Here is a 20,374-nt window from a genome sequence, read left to right on the forward strand (position 1 = left end):
ATTTCTGTGTCTATTGTAACAGAGCATCGCGTTTGATACAAGCGGTGATTTTGCTCCGTATGTCTCGGGATTTTGCCATATTCATGGCAAAACACCTCGCGGGATATTACGTATGAACAGCACCGGAATTGACTTTATTTGTGCATAATGTTACACTGTGGATATTGTAAGAAAAAGATAAGGAGGATCAGATCATGAAATCCAGAGTTCTTGCAGTGCTTTTTGCGGCAATGCTGGCAGCGGGTACACTTGCCGGATGCGGCAGCAAAGCAGCAGAAAACACAGAGACCAAAACAGAAAACACAAAAGAAGATACGAATGATGCAGAAAACGATAAAGATACTTCCGAGGCTGAGCCTACAGTGACACCGAAAATGGCAACAGAAGAAGAAGCAGAGGCCGCAGGCTTTACAGATGCTTCCGAAAATGATGATGCAATCGTAGTACTTGATACGAGCAGGGAACTGACAGGAATCCATCATGCAGATATTTCTATCCGTGATTATGGAGATATTCAGGTAGAACTGGACGCAGATACAGCGCCGGTCACGGTAACAAACTTCGTGAAGCTGGTACAGGATCAGTTCTATGACGGGCTTACTTTCTGGCGCATCATGGATGGATTTATGATGCAGGGCGGAGATCCGAAGGGGAATGGTACAGGCGGTTCCGGTGAGACGATCAAGGGTGAATTTTCCGGCAATGGTGTGGACAATGACATTTCTCATATGCGGGGAACGATCTCTATGGCGAGATCTACCGATCCGGACAGTGCAAGCTCCCAGTTCTTTATTGTACAGTCAGACAGTACTTTTCTGGATGGAGATTATGCAGCATTCGGACATGTTACAGAAGGAATGGACATCGTAGATAAGATCTGTAAGGAAGCAAAGCCTACAGATGATAATGGTTCGATCAAGGCAGACGAGCAGCCGGTGATCGAGAGCATTCGAATGACAGACTGATTTCAGATTAAGAAAGGCCGATATATCAAATTAAGGTATACCGGTCTTTTTTATCGCTATAAAGAAGTGAAAAATTTGGCAGACATTGTTACTGGCGTATGATCAGCACAGGGATGGGCGGATTGTTCGGACGGTTGTAATAGTCGCTTCGTATTACCAGATACTTGTGCGAATCCAGATTTTTCAGCCAGGAGAGGACGGCATCGCGTTCTTCAAAACCGGAATCACCTCCGCTGTAGATACAAAGAGAGATGAGCCCGCCTTTTTTCAGAAGGGAAAGGCTCTTCGTAAGTGCTTCGATGCTGGAAGAAGCGTGGGTGGCTTTTGTGTGATCGCCACCGGGAAGATAGCCAAGATTAAACACAATACAGCTGACAGATTCGGACTGTACATAGTGATCCATGTTTGTATGAGATTCCAGAAGCAGTGTGTAATTTTGGGGAACATCTGCATCCAGAAGTTTCTGACGTGTATGAGCAAGTGCCTGTTCCTGGATATCAAAGGCATATACATGACCTGTTTCCTTACATAATGAACTAAGAAGAATGGTATCGTTGCCATTTCCCATTGTGGCATCAATGCAGATGTCTCCGGGCTGCACCTGTTCTGTGATAAAGCGGGCACACCATTGCGTGATCTGAACTGCTTTCATAAAGACCTCCGTAAAACTGTATTCTTCTGGATACTATAGTACAGATTTTTTATTTCTTCAATAAAATGCTGTATAAAAAATCGAACACTGGAAAAATACGTTGCAATTACAGACAGGACTGTTATAATGAAACAGATGTAAAAAGCGTGAACGTCAAAGGAGGAGAAGACTATGTTACAGGGGAAGACCGTTCTTCTGGGAGTGACCGGAAGTATTGCGGCATATAAGATTGCATATCTTGCCAGTGCACTGAAGAAACTTCATGCACAGGTTCATGTACTGATGACAAAAAATGCCACAAACTTTATCAATCCGATCACATTTGAATCTCTGACAGGAAACAAATGTCTGGTAGATACCTTTGACCGGAATTTTCAGTTTCAGGTGGAGCATGTATCAATTGCAAAGCAGGCGGATGTGGTGATGATCGCACCGGCGAGCGCAAATGTGATCGGCAAGCTTGCACATGGAATTGCAGATGACATGCTGACAACTACGATCATGGCATGTAAATGTAAAAAAATCATTTCACCAGCCATGAACACCAATATGTACGAAAATCCGATTGTTCAGGACAATCTGGCAATTCTGCAGCATTATGGCTATGAAGTGATCGAACCTGCAAGCGGTTATCTTGCATGTGGAGATACGGGAGCCGGTAAGATGCCGGAGCCGGAAATGCTTCTTGAATATATCCTTCGGGAGATCGCGAAGGAAAAAGATCTGTCAGGGCGTAAAGTTCTGGTAACCGCAGGTCCGACACAGGAAGCCATCGATCCGGTACGCTATATTACGAATCATTCATCGGGAAAGATGGGATATGCCCTGGCAAAAGCAGCAATGCTCCGTGGAGCACAGGTGACTCTGGTCAGTGGTCCGTGTGCCATCGAACCGCCGCCGTTTGTAAAGCTTGTTCCGATAGTAACGGCTAAAGAGATGTTTGATGCAGTGACCTCTGTAAGCTTTGAGCAGGACATTATTATTAAAGCGGCCGCAGTTGCAGATTATCGTCCTGCGAAGGTGTTTGATGATAAGGTCAAGAAGCAGGAAGGCCAGATGAGCATTGAACTGGAAAAAACGGATGATATCCTTCAGTATCTGGGGGACAACCGTGTTCCGGGACAGTTTTTATGTGGATTTTCGATGGAAACACAAAATATGCTTGGTAATTCCAGAGCCAAACTTGGCAAGAAACATCTGGATATGGTGGCAGCCAATAATCTTAAAGTGGCAGGAGCCGGATTCCAGGGAGATACCAATGTGCTGACTCTGATTACACAGGATGAGGACGTATCACTCCAGCTTATGAGCAAGGAGGATGCAGCCAATATCATCCTGGATAAAATCCTTTCGATCATGAAAGAAAGGAAACAGTAACCCGTTCACCAGGAAGCGGGTAAATAAAATTCATATGCCCGCAATTCCGCACCGTATTGTATCCCGCGTAAGGGAACGATAACAAGGAGGAAAACATGAAAACAAAGAAATTTAACACATCACAGCTCACCATTCTGGGACTTATGTCCGGCATCCTTTTTCTGATGGCCTACACACCGCTTGGTTATCTCAATGTAGGACCGCTGGCAGTCACCTTTAATGTGATTCCGGTTGCAATCTGTGCCATTGTCCTTGGACCGACAGGAGGCGCTGTTGCAGGTGCCGTATTTGGACTGACCAGCTATATGCAGGCTATGGGAATCGGTGGAGTAAGTGCTCTCGGCTCAGCTCTTTTTCAGATCAGCCCGGTACTGACTGCCATTCAGTGCTTTGTACCGCGTATTCTGGATGGTATCTGCCTCGGATTAATTTACAGAGTCGTACACAAAAAAGCGAACACCTATGTATCCTGCGCAGTTACAGGATTCTTTTCCGCTTTTCTGAACACGCTGTTCTTTATGAGCGCACTTGTTATGATGTTTGGAAATACAGAACTGATCCAGAATCTTATGGGTGGAAGAAACATCATCGTAGGATGCTGCGTGATGGTTGGGTTCAATGCAATCAGTGAGATGATTTCTTCTACGATCATCACTGCTGCAGTAGGAACTGCTCTTTCAAAAGCACATCTGATTCCGGCAGCCCAGATTGCAAAACCAGATACTGCTGCATAAAAAGTATATAGATCCACAGGTGTGGACATACAGGATTGGAATGAAAAACTATGATTTTAGCTATTGATATCGGAAATACCAACATTGTTGTTGGCTGCATTGACAAAGAAAAAATATATCTGACAGAGCGTATTTCTACGATCCGTACCAAGACCGAACTGGAGTATGCAATCGATATCAAGACGATTCTTGATATTCATCATATCAATCGTGCAGATATTGAAGGAGCAATCATTTCTTCCGTTGTTCCGCAGATCACATTCGCCGCGCGTCTTGCGGTACAGAAGATTCTTAAGAAAGATGCGATGATCGTAGGTCCGGGAGTGAAGACCGGGCTGAATATCCTTCTGGATAATCCGGGAGAGATGGGAGCTGACCGCGTGGCTGATGCAGTGGCAGCTCTTGCACAGTATCCTGTTCCGCTTGTGATCGTAGATATGGGGACAGCAACAACAATCTCTGTAGTGGACGATAAGAAGCATTACATCGGGGGAATGATCCTTCCGGGGGTACAGATTTCGCTGGATGCACTGACAAGCAGAGCATCACAGTTAAGTGGAATCAGCATTGAAGAACCAAAGAAGATTATCGGCAAGAATACAGTGGATTGTATGAAGAGTGGAATTCTCTATGGAAATGCAGCTGCGGTAGACGGTATCATTGATCGGATCGAGGAAGAACTGGGACAGAAAGTTACAGTGATCGCGACAGGAGGAATGTCCAGAAAAATCGTCCCGCACTGTAAACGCGAGATGATTCTGGACGGAGATCTTCTCCTGAAGGGACTTCAGATCATATACGACAAAAACAAATAAAATCAAAAGGCATTGCACATATCTTCAGAAACCGGTGCAAGCAGGCACATAGGCTTATCAGTGACCGGATGTCGGAATTCCAGCTGAAGAGAGTGGAGAGGCTGACGGTTGAAGCAATCATATACCGGATGGTACAGATAATCCGCAGGAAGCGGATGGCCGATGTATCCCATATGCACCCGAATTTGATGGGTGCGCCCGGTTTCAAGATGAATTTCCAGAAGAGAATGTTCGTTTTTGACTTCCAGTCGTTCATAGTGAGTGACAGCAGGTTCTCCGCGAAGAAAGTCTACATGCCGTTCAATAACTGAATCATCCACCCGACTGATCGGTGCAGAAATTGTACCGTTTGGCGGGGTGATACCTTCAACGACCGCCAGATAAGTTCGTCTTATCTGGCGGTTTCTCATTTGTGTGGAGAGTACGGCGGCACTGAAGGCATTTTTGGCAAGAATCAGGGCCCCGGAGGTGTCGCGGTCGAGGCGGTTGATACATCGGAAAGGACTGTGCTCATCCTTTGCATCAAGATAAGCGGCAACACCGTTTGCCAGAGTATTCGTGTAGTTGCCGATGGAAGGATGTACCGGCATATCGGCAGGTTTGTTTATGACCAGGATATCTTCGTCTTCATAAAGAATGGAAAGCGGCATCGAAACAGGGACGATTCCGTCGGAATCAACAGTTTCCAGAAGACGGACCCGGAAATGATCTCCGGCCAGAAGCTGTTCTCTGCCGCCGATCCGCTGACCGTTCCTTGTAAGAGCTTCTTTGTCAGCTTTCATAGAAGAGAGGATGTGTCTGGAAAATCCCTTCTTCCGAAGAAAGTCCAATACGGTCGTACCCTGTTCATTTTCTGTGATTTGATAATGAAAAATTCGATTCATAATTCACCCCCCCCGGATATCAATTTGTTTTATCAGAAGACTAGCACAGGTGAGGAATTCTGTCAAATGGATGATTGTGCAAAAATGATAAAGAAAAGTGCAAGAAACGGGATTGCATTTCGTGCGTAAACAAAGTATTCTATAAGTATTGAAAATAAGTAAAAATACCAAAAGGCTTAGATGGGGAGGATATAAAAATGGCAGCAGAAAAAGGACGTGTGACAATACCGACAGACCTTGATGTGATTAAGGAAACACTGGATATTATGGGGGAATGGGGCGCAGATGCAATCCGTGACTGTGATGGAACCGAGTTTCCGCAGGAACTGAAAGATACCGGCGCAAAGATCTATGCAACCTATTATACAACACGTAAAGACAATGCATGGGCGAAGGCACATCCGGAAGAAATCCAGCAGATGTATATTATGACTTCTTTTCATACAGCGGTGGAGGAAAAACTTGAAATTCATCTGATGGATCATCTGTACCCGGACATGCTCGCAGTCAATACTAGAGATGATATTTACAGATGGTGGGAAGTGATTGACCGTACGACAGGTGAGACCGTGGAAAATAAAGACTGGTCTTACGATGCAGAGAGCGGAAATGTCGTGATCCATCCGGCGAAGAAATTCCACGAGTATACGGTAAGCTTTCTTGCATACATCATGTGGGACCCGGTACATATGTACAATGCAGTGGTAAATGAATGGAAGGATGTAGAGCCGCAGATCACTTTTGATGTACGCCAGCCTGCGACAAGAGCACATTCTCTGGAACGCCTCCGTCGTTATCTGGAAAGCCATGAATATGTTGATGTGGTACGTTTTACCACATTTTTCCATCAGTTTACATTGATTTTTGATGAGATGGCAAGGGAAAAATATGTAGACTGGTTCGGTTATTCAGCTTCTGTAAGTCCGTATATCCTGGAACAGTTTGAAAAAGAAGTGGGGTATAAATTCCGCCCGGAATATATCATCGATCAGGGCTATATGAATAATACTTACCGTATTCCGTCAAAAGAATTTAAAGATTTTCAGGCTTTCCAGCGTCGTGAAGTAGCTGCACTTGCAAAAGAAATGGTAGATATCGTGCATGAATACGGAAGAGAAGCCATGATGTTTATGGGCGATCACTGGATCGGCATGGAACCGTTTATGGATGAATTTGCATCCATCGGACTGGATGCAGTTGTCGGAAGCGTTGGAAACGGTGCAACACTGCGCCTTTTCAGTGATATTAAACATGTGAAATACACAGAAGGAAGATTTTTGCCATATTTCTTCCCGGATACCTTCCATGAGGGTGGAGATCCGGTAAAAGAGGCAAAAATCAACTGGGTGACTGCAAGACGTGCGATCCTTAGAAGTCCGATCCAGAGAATCGGTTACGGCGGATATCTGAAACTGGCAATCCAGTTCCCGGACTTTGTAGAATACATCAAGTCCGTGTGCCAGGAATTCCGTACATTATATGATAATATTCAGGGAACAACACCTTATTGTGTGAAAAAAGTAGCAGTTCTGAACTGCTGGGGAAAGATGCGTTCCTGGGGAAACCATATGGTACACCATGCAATCTACTACAAACAGAATTATTCTTATTTCGGAATCATTGAAGCGTTGAGCGGTGCACCGTTTGATGTATCTTTTATCAGCTTTGATGACATCCGTGAAAATCCGGAGCTTCTGAAACAGTTTGATGTCGTTCTGAATGTTGGAGATGCAGATACCGCACAGAGCGGTGGTGAAAACTGGATCGATGAGACGGTTATCACTGCAGTCAAAGAGTTTGTATACAACGGCGGCGGATTTATCGGTGTCGGAGAGCCGGCAGCACATCAGTGGCAGGGGCATTTCTTCCAGCTCGACGATGTACTCGGCGTAGAGGAAGAAAACGGATTCAACCTCAACAAAGACAAATACAACTGGGAAGAACATAAGGATCATTTCATTCTCGCAGACAGCGACGGAGAAGTAAACTTTGGAGAAGGTAAGAAAAATATTTATGCACTTGACGGAACTGAAATTCTGATTCAAAAAGATCATGAAGTGCAGATGGCAGTCAGAAGCTTCGGAAAAGGCCGTGGAGTGTATATCAGCGGACTTCCGTACAGTTTCAAAAACAGCCGCGTCCTGTACCGCGCAGTTCTCTGGTCAGCATCCGCAGAAGAAGAACTGCACTGCTGGTATTCTGCAAATTATAATGTAGAAGTTCATGCATATGTCAAGAATAGCAAGTACTGTGTTGTAAACAACACTTACGAGCCGCAGGATACGACTGTGTACAGAGGTGACGGAAGCAGCTTTGATCTGCATATGGAAGCAAATGAGATTAAGTGGTATGAGATTTGATAAAATGATAATGGTGGTATGAAAAGAGGGGCATTTGTTGCTATCCAGAAAGATGGCAACAGATGCTCCTTTTGGGAGCTTCGCTGACTTGAAAAGTTAAATTTCAGTGAAAGAGTAATTGGGGGGATTTAAATAAAAAATTTAGGAATAGATGTCTTGGCTAATATAAATTTGCAATACAAGCGAAAAATATGTTATAATTTAAAATAACTATGGCGTGATGTGATATAGGGAGAAAAATGATAGGAGCAAAGATACATTAAAGAAAATAGTTCCAGCAACATATAGCCAAGTAGAAAGTGCGAATAATAAGATTGTAAAAGAAATTAAAAATTTAATGAAAGAAACAAAGGGTTTGGAACACGATATATCTGCATTAAAAAAGGAAATAGAAACGATAGGAAAAGAAAATGAGCAACTACAGACTACAAATGAAAGGGTACAGAGCCAGTTTCGGGAAGAAATGAAAAATCTTTTACGAAATGAGGGAAAAGATCTGACGCAGATTAAGACATCTGTGAATCAAATGAAAAATGTATATTTATATAACAATGAATATGAACGTAAAGCAATAAAATCCTTTTATGAATATTATGAAAGAGATGATTTTAAAGAATTATTTATGAATTTAGTTCATGGAATGGAAGCTGAAGATATTGCTATGATTGTAAAAATTTTGCAGCGCCAGCGACGAGCAAAAGAAACAGAGGGAAGAGAAGCAGATCTATTTAGTATGGAAGAACAGCAGCAAATATTGAAAATGAAAAAAGAATTAGCAGGGGAAATTCTGCGAGTTGCGGATGATATGTATTGTTATAAACATTATTTCTTGCCAATTAGACATTTTGAACCAAGGGTATTTTATTATCGACATGGAATTGATTGTATTGAAAATCCGGAAAAAATTAGACAAAAGGATATTTTAGATATAGGCGGATTTATTGGAGATTCTGTTTTAGTATTAGAACCGTTGACGAAGAAGCGAATTTTTTCATTTGAAGCGGTTGAAAAACATTACAATCTGATTAAAAAGACAGTAGCGATGAATGGTTTAGATAATGTTATTATAGAAAGAATGGCATTAGGTGATCATGAAGGTAAAATTGAGATAGAAGTAGCAGACTCGTCAAGTTCCATTAATCCAAATGAAGTGGTACAGATTACTGGGGCAGAGAGTGTGCCGTTAGGTACATTGGATAGGTATGAGGAAACTCATCCAATGGATGTAGGGTTAATAAAAGTTGATATTGAGGGGACTGAGCAAAGTTTTTTGCGAGGGGCTCGCAGAACAATAGAAAAATACAAGCCTGTATTGTTGATGAGTATTTATCATAATGCAGATGATTTTTTTAATATTAAGCCTATGATAGAGAGCTGGAATTTGGGATATAAATTTAGAATTCATAAGCTGATAGATTACTCTGTTTCAAGAGAAGTTTTGTTGATTGCAGAAGTCAAATAAAGAATAGATTTAGTTGGAGAATAAATATGAAAAAGGTTTCAGTAGTTATTCCAGTGTGGAATACAGAAAAATATATAAAGGAATGTCTGGATTCAATTCTGGCACAGTCAATTATTGATGAGTTGGAGATAATCTGTGTAAATGATGGATCGACAGATACTTCTCTGGAAATATTAAGAAAATATGAAAAACAGTATGAGCAGATAAAAGTGATTGATCAGATAAATGGGGGACAGTCTACAGCGAGAAATGTGGCATTGAACGTTGCTGCTGGAGAATATGTATACTTTATGGACGGAGATGATCTTCTTACTTCGTTTGCTTTAGAAGAATTATGGAAGATATGTCGAGAGAAACAATTAGATGTTCTCTATTTTTCAGGAACTAGTTTTTACGAATCAGAAGAATTGGCACAGATACACAGTAGTTTTGCAAACATTTACTACAGAAAAGGTGAATACACAAAAGTTTTAAATGGAGAAGAGATGCTGCTGGAATTAAGAAAAAACAAAGATTATCTGGTTTCTCCATGTCTGCAGATTATCAGAAGAGCTTTCTTAATGGAAAATAACATCAGATTTTATGAGGGAATTATTCATGAAGATAATTGCTTTTCATTTAGAACGCTTTTAAGTGCGGAAAGAACGTTTTGTGTTAACGACATTTATTTCTACAGAAGAGTAAGATCGAATTCTGTTATGACAGGTGGAGAAAATTGGCGAAATTTGAAGGGATATTTTTCTGCATTTATGGATCAGATGGAATTTTTGAAGATCCGAGAAATCAAAAACCTTGAGACAGTTAGCGAAATTGAGAATATTCTTTGGCTGTTGCTAAAACATGTAGAACGGATTTACGAAGATATTTCAATAAATGAAAAAGAAAAGTTTTTGAATTCTTGTACAATATATGAAAGATATTTCTTTAAAGCAGTTCTTGTCAAATCAATGAACGAGCAGAAACGAGAAGTAAACAAAGTCAAAAAGCAGATAAAGCGATTGAAAAACTCTAAATCTTACAAAATTGGTAGAAAAATAACCTTACCTGCACGTCTTGTTAAGGGGGGGATTAAATGTTGGAAACAACATGGATTTGCTTATACATGCAAATTGACTGTGAAAAAAATTGTGAATAAAGTGCGATAAGGGAGGAATTCGAGATGCCTAAAGTATCAATATTAATGCCGGCATGTAATGTGGAAAAATTTCTGAGAGAATGTATGGACAGTGTTGTAAATCAGACGCTGGAAGATATCGAGATTATTTGTATAGATGATGGATCAAAAGATGCTACAGGAGATATCTTAGATGAGTATGCTGAAAAAGACAGCAGAATCAAGGTGATTCATAAACCTAATTCCGGATATGGTCATAGTATGAATGTGGGAATTGATAATGCTACGGGAGAATATATTGGAATCGTTGAAACAGATGATTTTGCGGACTTAAATATGTTCGAAGAATTATATGCAGTTGCAAAAAGATGTAATGCAGATGTTGTAAAGTCTAATTATTATACTTATGTATCACACCCAGAACCGCAGAGTACGTATTTTGAAGTACTGAAAGAATATGATTTGTATGATAAAGTCTTCAAGCCGGTTGAACATCAGGATATTTTTCGTGTAAGACCTTGTATCTGGTCAGGAATTTACCGCAGAGAAATGCTATTAGAAAAGAAGGTTCGCTTTGCAGAAACACCGGGAGCATCTTATCAAGATACTGGCTTTGCATTTAAAATATGGGCAAGCGCTGAACGGGCTGTTTTGGTAAAAAATGCATATTTGCATTATCGAACAGATAACACTAATTCATCTGTGAAGGCTGCAGCCAAAATTTATTGTCTGTGTGATGAATTTGCGTCTATAGATGCGTTCATTCTAGATAATCCTGAAGTAAAAGAAAAGGTTGAAAAACTTGTAGTTTCTTTGAAATATGAATCCTATCGCTGGAATCTGTTTAGACTGGCACTGGAATATAAATACGCATTTTTATTGACGATGCATAAAGAACTGGTAGAGGCACGTGAAAAAGGATTATTTGATAAGTCGTATTTCACAGACAGAGCATGGGAAAATGCCAACAGAATCGTGGATGATATGGATGGCTATTTTGATGACACCTGTCGTGGTGAATTGAAGAAATATGGAAGTGTAGAAGAATTATCGGTTGCAGCGAATAAATATTGGAAAAAGTCAAAAAAACTGCAGAAAAAGATTGATGATATGGAAGCATCTACATCCTTAAAGGTGGGTAGAGCAATTACGTGTATTCCAAGAAAAATAAAAAAGGCATTACGCAAATAAAGAGGAATAAAAATGGACAATATTTTTAAAGTATCAGTAATTATACCTGTGTATAATGCGGCGGAATTTTTAGGACAGGGACTGGACAGTTTGCTGAATCAGACATTACATGACATAGAAATAATCTGTGTGAATGATGGATCAAGTGATAAATCATTAGAGATTTTAAAAGAATATGAAAAAAAGGACAGTCGCATCAAGGTTATAGATCAGGAAAATCAGGGCGCTGGTGCGGCAAGAAATAACGGAATGGCCATTGCACAGGGAGAGTATTTGTCCTTTTTGGATGCGGATGATTTTTTTGAGAAAAATATGTTGGAAGAGTCATATAATGCTGCATGTGTTAAGAATGCAGAAATCTGTGTGTTTAATGCGGATCTTTATGACTGTGCGGAAAAAACTTATAAAAAGTGTACATGGGCATTTCGAAAACAGTATTTTCCAGAAAACGAGCCATTTGCAGCACGTGATGAAGATGTGAGAGACAATATCTTCAGAATGTTTAATGGATGGCCATGGGATAAACTGTACAAGCGGGAGTATATTCAGAGGATTGGAATTGAGTATCAGAATCTCAGAACCACGAATGATATGCTTTTTGTATTTATTGCGCTTGCGTGTGCAAAAAGAATTGTAACGGTAGATAAAGTACTCATTCATCAGAGAGTGAATGTAAAAACATCTTTGTCAAGAACGAGAGAAAAATCATGGAATTGTTTTTATATAGCACTTCTGGAAATGCAGAAAGAATTAAAGAGCAGACGTTTATATGAAAGAATGGAAAGGGCATTTGTCAATTGGGCACTTAATTTTTCTTTATGGCAGTTAAATACAATGACGGGAGATGCTTATGAAAAGACATATAATCTTTTGAAAAAAGAAGGGTTCGAGAGATTCGATATTACACGTCATGATCGAGCGTATTTTTACAGTCAGAAGGAGTATAATCAGTTCCTGAGAATTTTTACTACACCGTTTGAAAAATATACAAAGGATGAATAATCAATAGGAAAGTGAAGGTAAACGGATGAAGAAGAATACTCCAGAAATCAGTAATAAAGAAAAATTTGTTACATATTTTGATGTGTTAAATATTATTGCATGTCTGGCAGTATTGATATTACATCATAATGGAATTGTCTGGCAGTTTAGCAAAAGTTGGTCGTGGAGAATAAGCTTACTGGTGGAATGTGCCTTTTACTGGGCGGTACCAATATTTCTGATGTTGTCTGGGGCAACGCTGATGAATTACAGAGAAAAGTATTCGACACGGACTTTTTTCAAAAAAAGATTTATTCGTACTGTGATACCGTGGCTTTGTTGGAGTATTATTATTTTAATATGGAAGGTTTCGACGGGACAGATTACTTTGGAGTCATATAACATGTTGTATATAATGAATCTTATATTGGGAAATAAGGTTGAAAATGTATACTGGTTTTTCATGACTTTATTTGGAATCTATCTTTGTATGCCTGTTTTGGCGAATTTAGTAAAAAATCGAAAAGTACTATGGTATATTGTTGGAACTGCTTTTATAATGTATTCATGTTTTCCGGTGATTAACCAGATTATAGGAATTAACATGTCAATTACCATACCGGTAGCGTCAGGATTGATTATATTTCCGGTATTAGGATATTTGCTGGCAACAATGGAATTGAGAAGGAAAACCAGATTTTGGCTGTATGCCAGCGCTATAATGGCAACAATGTTTAGATATATTTATACATATATTTGGTCATACAGGACAGAAACTACAGATGTATCAATAAAAGGATATGAAAAGTTTTATTCTGTTTTACTTGCCGCCGCGGTATTTGTGTTGATTAAAAATATTAAGTGGGATAGTATATTAAAACAAAAAGGCAAAAGAGTTTTACATGTATTAGCATCATATAGTTTTGGAATTTATCTGATTCATATGATAGTGATTTATTATGAATTAAGACTTTTTAATAAGACAACATCAATGTGGAGTTGGAGGACAATTTTTGTACCGATGACATATGGTATTGCATTATGCATTGTGTGGGCACTGAATAAGATACCTGTAATAAAAAAGATTATTGGCAGATGATTATTAGAAGATTAGGAGAGTGGAATGAGTCCGCAGGAAAGTTTTAAGAATATATTGAAAAAATTAGATAAAAGATGCAAGATAACTTTTGCCGGAACATTAGGGATTGGTTTTTTGCACATTTCTTTATTTTAGTAAATGTAATACAAAATTCAGATAATATAAACTGTTCTCCATTTTCGGCAGGGGCAGGAATTTCATCAGGGAGATGGGGGCTTGAACTAATCAATAGAGGGTGGCATAGGATTTGGGGGGTATATAATATTCCATTTTTTAATGCATTGCTCGCGTTGATATTGGTTTCTTGTGCAGCATATTTGATAGTTTGGTTGTTCGATGAAAAAAATATAGTAAATTGTATTCTGATTGGAGGAATTATGATTGCATTTCCTTCAATTACGAGTATGATGTTTTATTCTTTTACAGCACCGTATTATGGATTAGCTATATGTTTTTCTGTAATTGCAGTTTGTTTATATAAACAATTTCAATTTGGGTTTATCATTTCTGCAATATGTATTGCAATTTCTATGGGAATTTACCAGGCGTATTTGCCATTGACAATTACACTGTTTGTACTTTTTTTACTGACAGAATGCATTAGAAAAGAATGGGGAATTATAGAAACTTTAAAAAAAGGTATTAAAAGTGTGAGTACGATTTTACTTGGGATTATTTTTTATTATGTTTTTTTAAAATTTTTCCTTTGGTATTACGATGCAAGCCTTGCTTCATATAAAGGAATTGATTCGATGGGAAAGATTGAGTGGAAAACATTACCAGCTCTTTTGAAAAAAATGATTAGTAATTGTATATTGTTGTATAAGAATGATTATTATTCTATAGCAATTACAACTATTGTTCATCATGCTATATTTGTGCTTATGTGTGGTACTTTATTATTTCTCATTATATATTTGATTTTACAAAAATCAAATATTGGAAATATAGTTAGTGTATTAATATTAGGGGTATTTTTAATGATTGCCGCTGACAGCATTGAAATCATGTGCCCGGACAATAGTTATAATGTAAAATACTGTTTAATGATGTACGGTATGTCTGGATTGTTCATTGCGCCGGTTATTTTATATGAAGTATACCCTGAAAAAGGAATGACACAAATCTGTGAAAAAATAAAGCTTGGTGGTGAATGACTGGTTACAATTTCGATAACGCTTATTATTATAAATTTTGTATGGCAGTCAAATGGTAATTATATGGCTGGTTATTATACAACAGAGCAGACGGTATCTTATTTTCAAACATTGGTTACCAGGATAAAGAGTACAGAGGGGTATTCGCCAGAGTTACCGATTTCTTTTGTGGGAGATTTTTATGATGATGAATCCTTTTCAAATATATGGACAGAGACACCATTTTGGTATGGTGGACATATGCCAGAATTGATTAATTGTTACTCGACGGATAAATTAATGATGAATTATTTAGGGTATTCATATATTCCAGCAACGGAGGATGAAAAGAAAAGGGCTGAATTAAAAGCAAAAGATATGCCAAATTATCCACAAGATGGTTCGATTAAAATTATAGATGGAGTAATAGTAGTAAAAAGAGGGTGAAATATGAGGGTGGATAATAAAAACGAAAATGGAAAATCACGTATGGTAGCAGCTGATGTGCTCAGATGTGTGGCTTGCTATTTAGTGATATCAATTCATTTTTTGATGAATAGTGGTTTTTATTCAACAACTGTCTACGGAAAGAAAATGTTTTTGGCGGTGCTTATACGATGCGCATGTACAATATGTGTGCCGCTTTTCCTTATTTTATCAGGCTATTTAATGAATAAAGCTGTTTTAAATTATTCGTATTATGTAAAACGAATAAGGATTATAGGTATTTACATATTAGCAAGTATCATGTGCGAAATATATAATATAGTCTACTTACATCAAGCCAGAACATTACTTAGTTGTATTAAAGGAATTTTGTCGTTCACTTCGGCGAAGTATTCGTGGTATGTGGAAATGTATATTGGACTAGCTTTGCTTATTCCGTTTTTAAATATCATGTGGAATTCCATCTCCAACAAAAAAGGTAAAATAGTTTTAGTTATGTCTCTTATAATAATAACATCGTTGCCGTCGATAATAAATGTATATAGATTTAGCAGAGTAGATGGTATTGTATGGTGGCTTCACCCAGCTATAAACTTGGAATATACGAAATTAATTCCAGATAAGTGGTATACAGTTTATCCAATTACATATTACTTTATGGGGTGTTATCTTAGAGAATACAAATTGCCAATAAAGAAAAGAACGTCGCTTATATTTATAATACTTTTAGAGCTTGTATTTGGAGCGTATGTATATTGGAGAAGCTATGAAAATAATTTTGTTAATGGACCATGGAGCGAATATTATTCACTTTTTGTGCTTGTGCTAGCTGCGTTAGTATTTGATTTGTTTTTTAAATTGGATTATAGTAAAATACCAGAGTGGCTTAAAAAAATGTTTAAATTTGTTTCAGGATTAAGTTTGGGGATTTATTTATTATCTTCAATATTTGATAATATGTTTTACGCTGTCTTGAATAGCAAGATGAGTTACATGCCAGATAAGCTGAAATATATTTTTGTTATGGTTCCTCTTGTATTTATATGTTCGATGGGATTATCCTTTATTATTAACTGCATTTATAATGGATTGTATAAAGGTTGTTTGAAAATAAAAGAATTAAAATGATAAACTTTAGGGCTACTGCGTAAAAGTGCAGTGGCCTTTGTGCATTGTTTCAAAAATATTGTTTTTCCTTTACGGAGAAATGAATTCATGTTATCATATAGAAACTGGAAAAATGAAATTACAACTGTAAAATCAAAAGAATTATAATAAAATTATCTATGGAGTAAAAGAGGAGAAGATATGAGTAAGAAATATGATTATCTGGTAGTAGGTGCGGGATTGTATGGTGCAGTATTTGCGCACGAAGCAAAGAAAGCAGGGAAATCTGTTTTGGTGATTGACAAGCGTCCGAACATTGCGGGAAATGTTTTTACAGAGGATGTAGAAGGAATCCATGTGCATAAATATGGCGCGCATATTTTCCATACAAATAACAAAAAAGTCTGGAACTACATTACTCAGTTTGCGGAGTTTAACCGTTTCACGAACAGTCCGGTGGCAAATTACCATGGAGAACTTTACTCACTTCCGTTCAATATGTACACATTTAATAAAATGTGGGGTGTAGTGACTCCTGAGGAAGCAGCAGCCAAGATTGAAGAGCAGAAGAAAGAAGCAGGTATCACAGAGCCGAAGAATCTGGAAGAACAGGCAATTTCTCTTGTAGGACGTGATATCTTTGAGAAGCTGATCAAAGGTTACACAGAGAAACAGTGGGGACGTGACTGCAGGGATCTTCCCGCATTTATCATTAAGCGTCTTCCGGTAAGACTGACTTTTGATAACAATTACTTTAATGCTCTCTATCAGGGGATTCCGGTAGGTGGATATACACAGATGGTTGCCAATATGCTGGATGGTGTGGAAGTACGTCTTGGAGAAGATTATCTGGAGAAAAAGGCAGAGTATGATGCACTTGCAGATAAAGTAATTTATACAGGTCCGATCGATGCATACTTTGGTTATTCTATGGGATATCTGGAATATCGTTCTGTACGTTTTGAGACAGAACTTCTGGACAAGCCGAATTTTCAGGGAAATGCGGCAGTTAATTACACGGACAGAGAAACACCATGGACAAGAATAATTGAGCACAAGTGGTTTGAATTCGGAAAAGATGCGGATGGAAATGATCTGCCGAAGACTGTGATCAGCCGGGAGTACAGTTCTGAATGGAAGCCGGGAGATGAGCCATATTATCCGGTCAATGATGATAAGAATGGTGCACTTTACGCAAAATACAAAGAACTTGCGCAGGCAGAACATCATGTAGTATTTGGCGGAAGACTGGGCGAATACAAGTATTATGATATGGATGCAGTAATTGCATCTGCTTTGGATATGTGTGAAAAGGAGCTTGCCTGAGTGAAGGCGGGTTACTGGCGAGGATAGGTTGAAAGAGGAGATTTTATGAAAAAATATGCAGCAAAATGGCGAAATGCAGGATTGCTTCTGCTGTTTATGGCAGGATTGCTTGTTTTTGGAGAAACGAGAATGGTATCTGCAGATACCACTACATATAAGGTGACTTATGCCAATGCAAAGGGAAGTTCTACAGGAAATTACCGTAAATGGTCAAAGACTGTGAATGCCGGTGAGCAGGTTCAGTTACCTAAAATATCCAGAAAAGGATACGAAGCAAAATGGGTGACAACGATCAACGGAAAGAAATACAAATACTCTCCGGGGCAGAAAGTTACAATTAATCGAAATACAAAATTCTGCCTGAATCTGTATAAAATATATACTGTACGTTATTACACGGCGAATGGTAAGAAAGAGTACAAGAAGCTGCGTCAGACAGTGTCATCGGGAGGACGTGTGAAATTGCCGGCAGGTTCGTCGAATGCGACATATCAGTTTATGGGCTGGTCAACGAAGACCGGTGGCGCTGTTGCATACAAAAGTGGTAAATATATCAGGGTAAAAAACAATATAAAACTGTACTCGGTTTTTAAGAAAGTATCAGGAGCTGTTTTATGCAGAAATAACGGAAAGATATGGAAGACAGTTTCGGCTTCCGGTACAGCAAAATTTCCGGAAGTGGCAATGACAAATGGTGATATGTGTCTGGGATGGTCGAGAACAAAGGGAAAATCAACGCTTTCTGCATCTGATTTCAAGGCCGGTGACATAATTCCATCGGGAAACAGGAGCTACTACATGGTAGTGTATAGGGGTTCTATGGACAAAACGCCATCGTCTATAACGACAGCATCATCTTATGACAGCATTTATTTTGTCGGCGATTCCAGAATGGTTGATACGAAACTGGCGCTTGGCGGATTGGTTCCATCTAATGTGCAGTTTGTGGCGAAAGGCCAGCAGGGACTGAGCTGGTTCAAGCGTACCGGTTATAAAGACTTGCTCAGGGCAGTTTCAAAGCGGTCAAGGACAGCACGTAAGGCAGTTGTGGTGAATCTGGGTGTAAATGATCTGGGAAATGCAGATGCTTATGTCACATATATGCAGACCATTGCAAAAAATCTGAAGAGATACAATTGCAAAATGTATTATTTGTCAGTGAATCCGGTCAACACAGCGATGATAAAGAAAGCAGGAGCCGGCAATCGTACACAGGCACAGGTAGATGCATTTAATACAAAGATTTACCGTAGTCTGTGCAGAGGAAAGAATAAATCATTCACATATATCAATACCTGTACCAATCTTTTGAAAAAAGGCTGGATCAGTAACAGACATAATGCCGGTATTTATGATGGACTGCATTATTCAAATGCAACGTATCTGAAAATCTTTGATTATTGTATGAAAACGTTAAATCGCGGATAGAGCAGTTGAATACATGTCTGCCTGAATGTAAGAAGGGAGTAAATGGGGAATTTATGAAAAAGTGTATAAGCAGACGGATATTGTTTTGTTTTATGATGCTATTTCTGACTGTAGTACTTGTACACGGGGGAAACAAAACGGTTTTTGCTGCAACCAGTGGGGAAAATCAATGTAAGGTAACTTTTGCAAATTCTGAAGGCAGGGTGTCTACAGAGAAATACCGTCGTTGGGCTCGAACTGTAAAGAAGGGGGCAGTGATCAAGCTTCCAAAAGTTACAAAAACGGGATATAAAGCGGCATGGGAAACAAAGATTTCCGGCAAAACAAAGCAATATAATCCAGGAAGTAAAGTTACGATCAAAAAGAGCATAAAGTTTTGCCTGAAATTTTATAAAAAGGATTCTACGCAGACAAGTACTTCAGCTAATTTAGGGAGTATAACTCAGAATAATAATTCAGGAGCAAAACTATATAAAAATAACGGGACTTTCTGGAAAACACTTACAACGGTTCAGAATCAGAAAGCGGTGTTTCCATCTGTTACAACCTGGAATGGAGACATGTTTCTGGGATGGTCACGTAAAAAAGGCAAGGCATCTGATCCGGAGTACTATGCGGGTGATGCGATTCCGAACCTTTCGGGGAAATATTATATGGTCGTATTCAAAAAAAGTCAGGATACGGCTCCGACAGTGAGGGCTGCACAGAATAAGTTTGCACATGTATATTTTGTGGGAGATTCCAGAACTTTGGGGTTGAGAAATGCTTTAAAATCCCAAGCTCCCGAAAATACAAAATTTATTTTCAAAGCAGGCGAAGGACTCCGATGGTTTAAGAAGTCAGGCTTTTCTGCTTTATATAAAGACGTCAAAAGTCAGCCTAAGAATATAAAAAAAGCGGTAATCATTAATCTTGGTGTGAATGACCTTAATAATACAACTGCGTATGTGAAATATATGAAGAACATAGCGAAAAAGTTAAAGGGATATAATTGTACGATGTATTATTTATCGGTCAATCCGGTGAATAATGCTATGATTACAAAATATCGAGGACATTCTACAAATTCCAAGACAGAAGCAAAGGTTCTGGCATTTAATAAGTACATTTATAATAAACTGTGTTCAGGAAAAAAAGCACCGTTTAATTACATTAATACATATGGTATGCTTAGAAAAAATGGCTGGATCAGTAATAAGAATAATGCAGGCATATTTGATGGAGTGCATTATTCTAAAGAAACATATCTGAGGATCTACGACTATTGTATGAGGGTACTGAAACGATAATATTTAG

General features: G+C 38.8%; 18 protein-coding genes. 16 read left to right on the plus strand and 2 right to left on the minus strand.

Going from position 1 to position 20,374, the window contains the following annotated elements:
• Window positions 1-194 precede the first annotated feature (194 nt).
• Window positions 195-965: a peptidylprolyl isomerase gene (locus H8Z79_RS07010; RefSeq protein WP_118039569.1), complete on the plus strand. Its 771-nt coding sequence runs from the start codon at window positions 195-197 to the stop codon at window positions 963-965.
• Window positions 966-1,053: 88 nt separating this feature from the next.
• On the opposite strand, the gene H8Z79_RS07015 is transcribed toward H8Z79_RS07010, so the two are convergent.
• A complete protein-coding gene (locus H8Z79_RS07015; protein WP_118039568.1) occupies window positions 1,054-1,617 on the minus strand; it encodes a class I SAM-dependent methyltransferase in 564 nt (187 codons plus the stop codon).
• A gap of 171 nt (window positions 1,618-1,788) precedes the next feature.
• Between H8Z79_RS07015 and coaBC the strand changes: the two genes are divergently transcribed.
• The 3 genes from coaBC to H8Z79_RS07030 all read left to right on the plus strand — a co-directional run bounded on the left by coaBC (window position 1,789) and on the right by H8Z79_RS07030 (window position 4,543).
• A complete protein-coding gene (coaBC, locus tag H8Z79_RS07020; RefSeq protein WP_072520983.1) occupies window positions 1,789-2,994 on the plus strand; it encodes a bifunctional phosphopantothenoylcysteine decarboxylase/phosphopantothenate--cysteine ligase CoaBC in 1,206 nt (401 codons plus the stop codon).
• A 95-nt stretch (window positions 2,995-3,089) separates the two neighbouring features.
• Window positions 3,090-3,728, plus strand: a complete 639-nt coding sequence (locus H8Z79_RS07025; RefSeq protein ID WP_015543031.1) for an ECF transporter S component — start codon at window positions 3,090-3,092, stop codon at window positions 3,726-3,728.
• A gap of 50 nt (window positions 3,729-3,778) precedes the next feature.
• Window positions 3,779-4,543 carry a type III pantothenate kinase gene (locus tag H8Z79_RS07030; RefSeq protein ID WP_015543030.1) on the plus strand — a complete coding sequence of 255 codons (765 nt, stop codon included), beginning with the start codon at window positions 3,779-3,781 and terminating at the stop codon, window positions 4,541-4,543.
• Between the two features lie 2 nt (window positions 4,544-4,545).
• Here H8Z79_RS07030 and H8Z79_RS07035 read toward each other — a convergent pair whose 3' ends face one another.
• On the minus strand, window positions 4,546-5,427 hold the full coding sequence (locus H8Z79_RS07035; RefSeq protein WP_118039567.1) for an RluA family pseudouridine synthase: 882 nt from the start codon (window positions 5,425-5,427) through the stop codon (window positions 4,546-4,548).
• Window positions 5,428-5,624: 197 nt separating this feature from the next.
• On the opposite strand from H8Z79_RS07035, the gene gnpA reads away from it, so the two are divergent.
• The 12 genes from gnpA (at window position 5,625) to H8Z79_RS07095 (ending at window position 20,367) form a co-directional block, all read left to right on the plus strand.
• Complete coding sequence (gnpA, locus tag H8Z79_RS07040) at window positions 5,625-7,787, plus strand: 1,3-beta-galactosyl-N-acetylhexosamine phosphorylase (protein WP_118039566.1); 2,163 nt, start codon at window positions 5,625-5,627, stop codon at window positions 7,785-7,787.
• 337 nt (window positions 7,788-8,124) lie between these two features.
• On the plus strand, window positions 8,125-9,249 hold the full coding sequence (locus tag H8Z79_RS07045) for an FkbM family methyltransferase (RefSeq protein ID WP_118039565.1): 1,125 nt from the start codon (window positions 8,125-8,127) through the stop codon (window positions 9,247-9,249).
• 26 nt (window positions 9,250-9,275) lie between these two features.
• Window positions 9,276-10,394 carry a glycosyltransferase gene (locus H8Z79_RS07050; protein ID WP_015543026.1) on the plus strand — a complete coding sequence of 373 codons (1,119 nt, stop codon included), beginning with the start codon at window positions 9,276-9,278 and terminating at the stop codon, window positions 10,392-10,394.
• A 14-nt stretch (window positions 10,395-10,408) separates the two neighbouring features.
• A complete protein-coding gene (locus tag H8Z79_RS07055) occupies window positions 10,409-11,554 on the plus strand; it encodes a glycosyltransferase family 2 protein (protein ID WP_118039564.1) in 1,146 nt (381 codons plus the stop codon).
• A 12-nt stretch (window positions 11,555-11,566) separates the two neighbouring features.
• A complete protein-coding gene (locus H8Z79_RS07060; RefSeq protein ID WP_015543024.1) occupies window positions 11,567-12,556 on the plus strand; it encodes a glycosyltransferase family 2 protein in 990 nt (329 codons plus the stop codon).
• Between the two features lie 25 nt (window positions 12,557-12,581).
• Entirely contained in the window at window positions 12,582-13,634 is a 1,053-nt protein-coding gene (locus H8Z79_RS07065) for an acyltransferase (protein WP_118039563.1), read from the plus strand.
• Between the two features lie 74 nt (window positions 13,635-13,708).
• Window positions 13,709-14,791: a glucosyltransferase domain-containing protein gene (locus tag H8Z79_RS07070; RefSeq protein WP_118039562.1), complete on the plus strand. Its 1,083-nt coding sequence runs from the start codon at window positions 13,709-13,711 to the stop codon at window positions 14,789-14,791.
• A 63-nt stretch (window positions 14,792-14,854) separates the two neighbouring features.
• The gene (locus H8Z79_RS07075; protein WP_118039561.1) at window positions 14,855-15,217 is read left to right on the plus strand and encodes a hypothetical protein; all 363 of its coding nucleotides are present in this window, start codon (window positions 14,855-14,857) and stop codon (window positions 15,215-15,217) included.
• Window positions 15,218-15,220: 3 nt separating this feature from the next.
• Window positions 15,221-16,345 (plus strand): acyltransferase, encoded by a 1,125-nt coding sequence (locus H8Z79_RS07080; protein WP_118039560.1) that lies wholly within the window; start codon window positions 15,221-15,223, stop codon window positions 16,343-16,345.
• A gap of 180 nt (window positions 16,346-16,525) precedes the next feature.
• Window positions 16,526-17,650 carry a UDP-galactopyranose mutase gene (gene glf, locus H8Z79_RS07085; protein ID WP_015543018.1) on the plus strand — a complete coding sequence of 375 codons (1,125 nt, stop codon included), beginning with the start codon at window positions 16,526-16,528 and terminating at the stop codon, window positions 17,648-17,650.
• Between the two features lie 45 nt (window positions 17,651-17,695).
• Window positions 17,696-19,078 (plus strand): InlB B-repeat-containing protein, encoded by a 1,383-nt coding sequence (locus H8Z79_RS07090; protein ID WP_015543017.1) that lies wholly within the window; start codon window positions 17,696-17,698, stop codon window positions 19,076-19,078.
• 53 nt (window positions 19,079-19,131) lie between these two features.
• Window positions 19,132-20,367: an SGNH/GDSL hydrolase family protein gene (locus H8Z79_RS07095; protein WP_118039559.1), complete on the plus strand. Its 1,236-nt coding sequence runs from the start codon at window positions 19,132-19,134 to the stop codon at window positions 20,365-20,367.
• Window positions 20,368-20,374: the final 7 nt, after the last annotated feature.

Source organism: Blautia intestinalis (assembly GCF_014297355.1).
Classification (GTDB): domain Bacteria; phylum Bacillota; class Clostridia; order Lachnospirales; family Lachnospiraceae; genus Blautia_A; species Blautia_A intestinalis.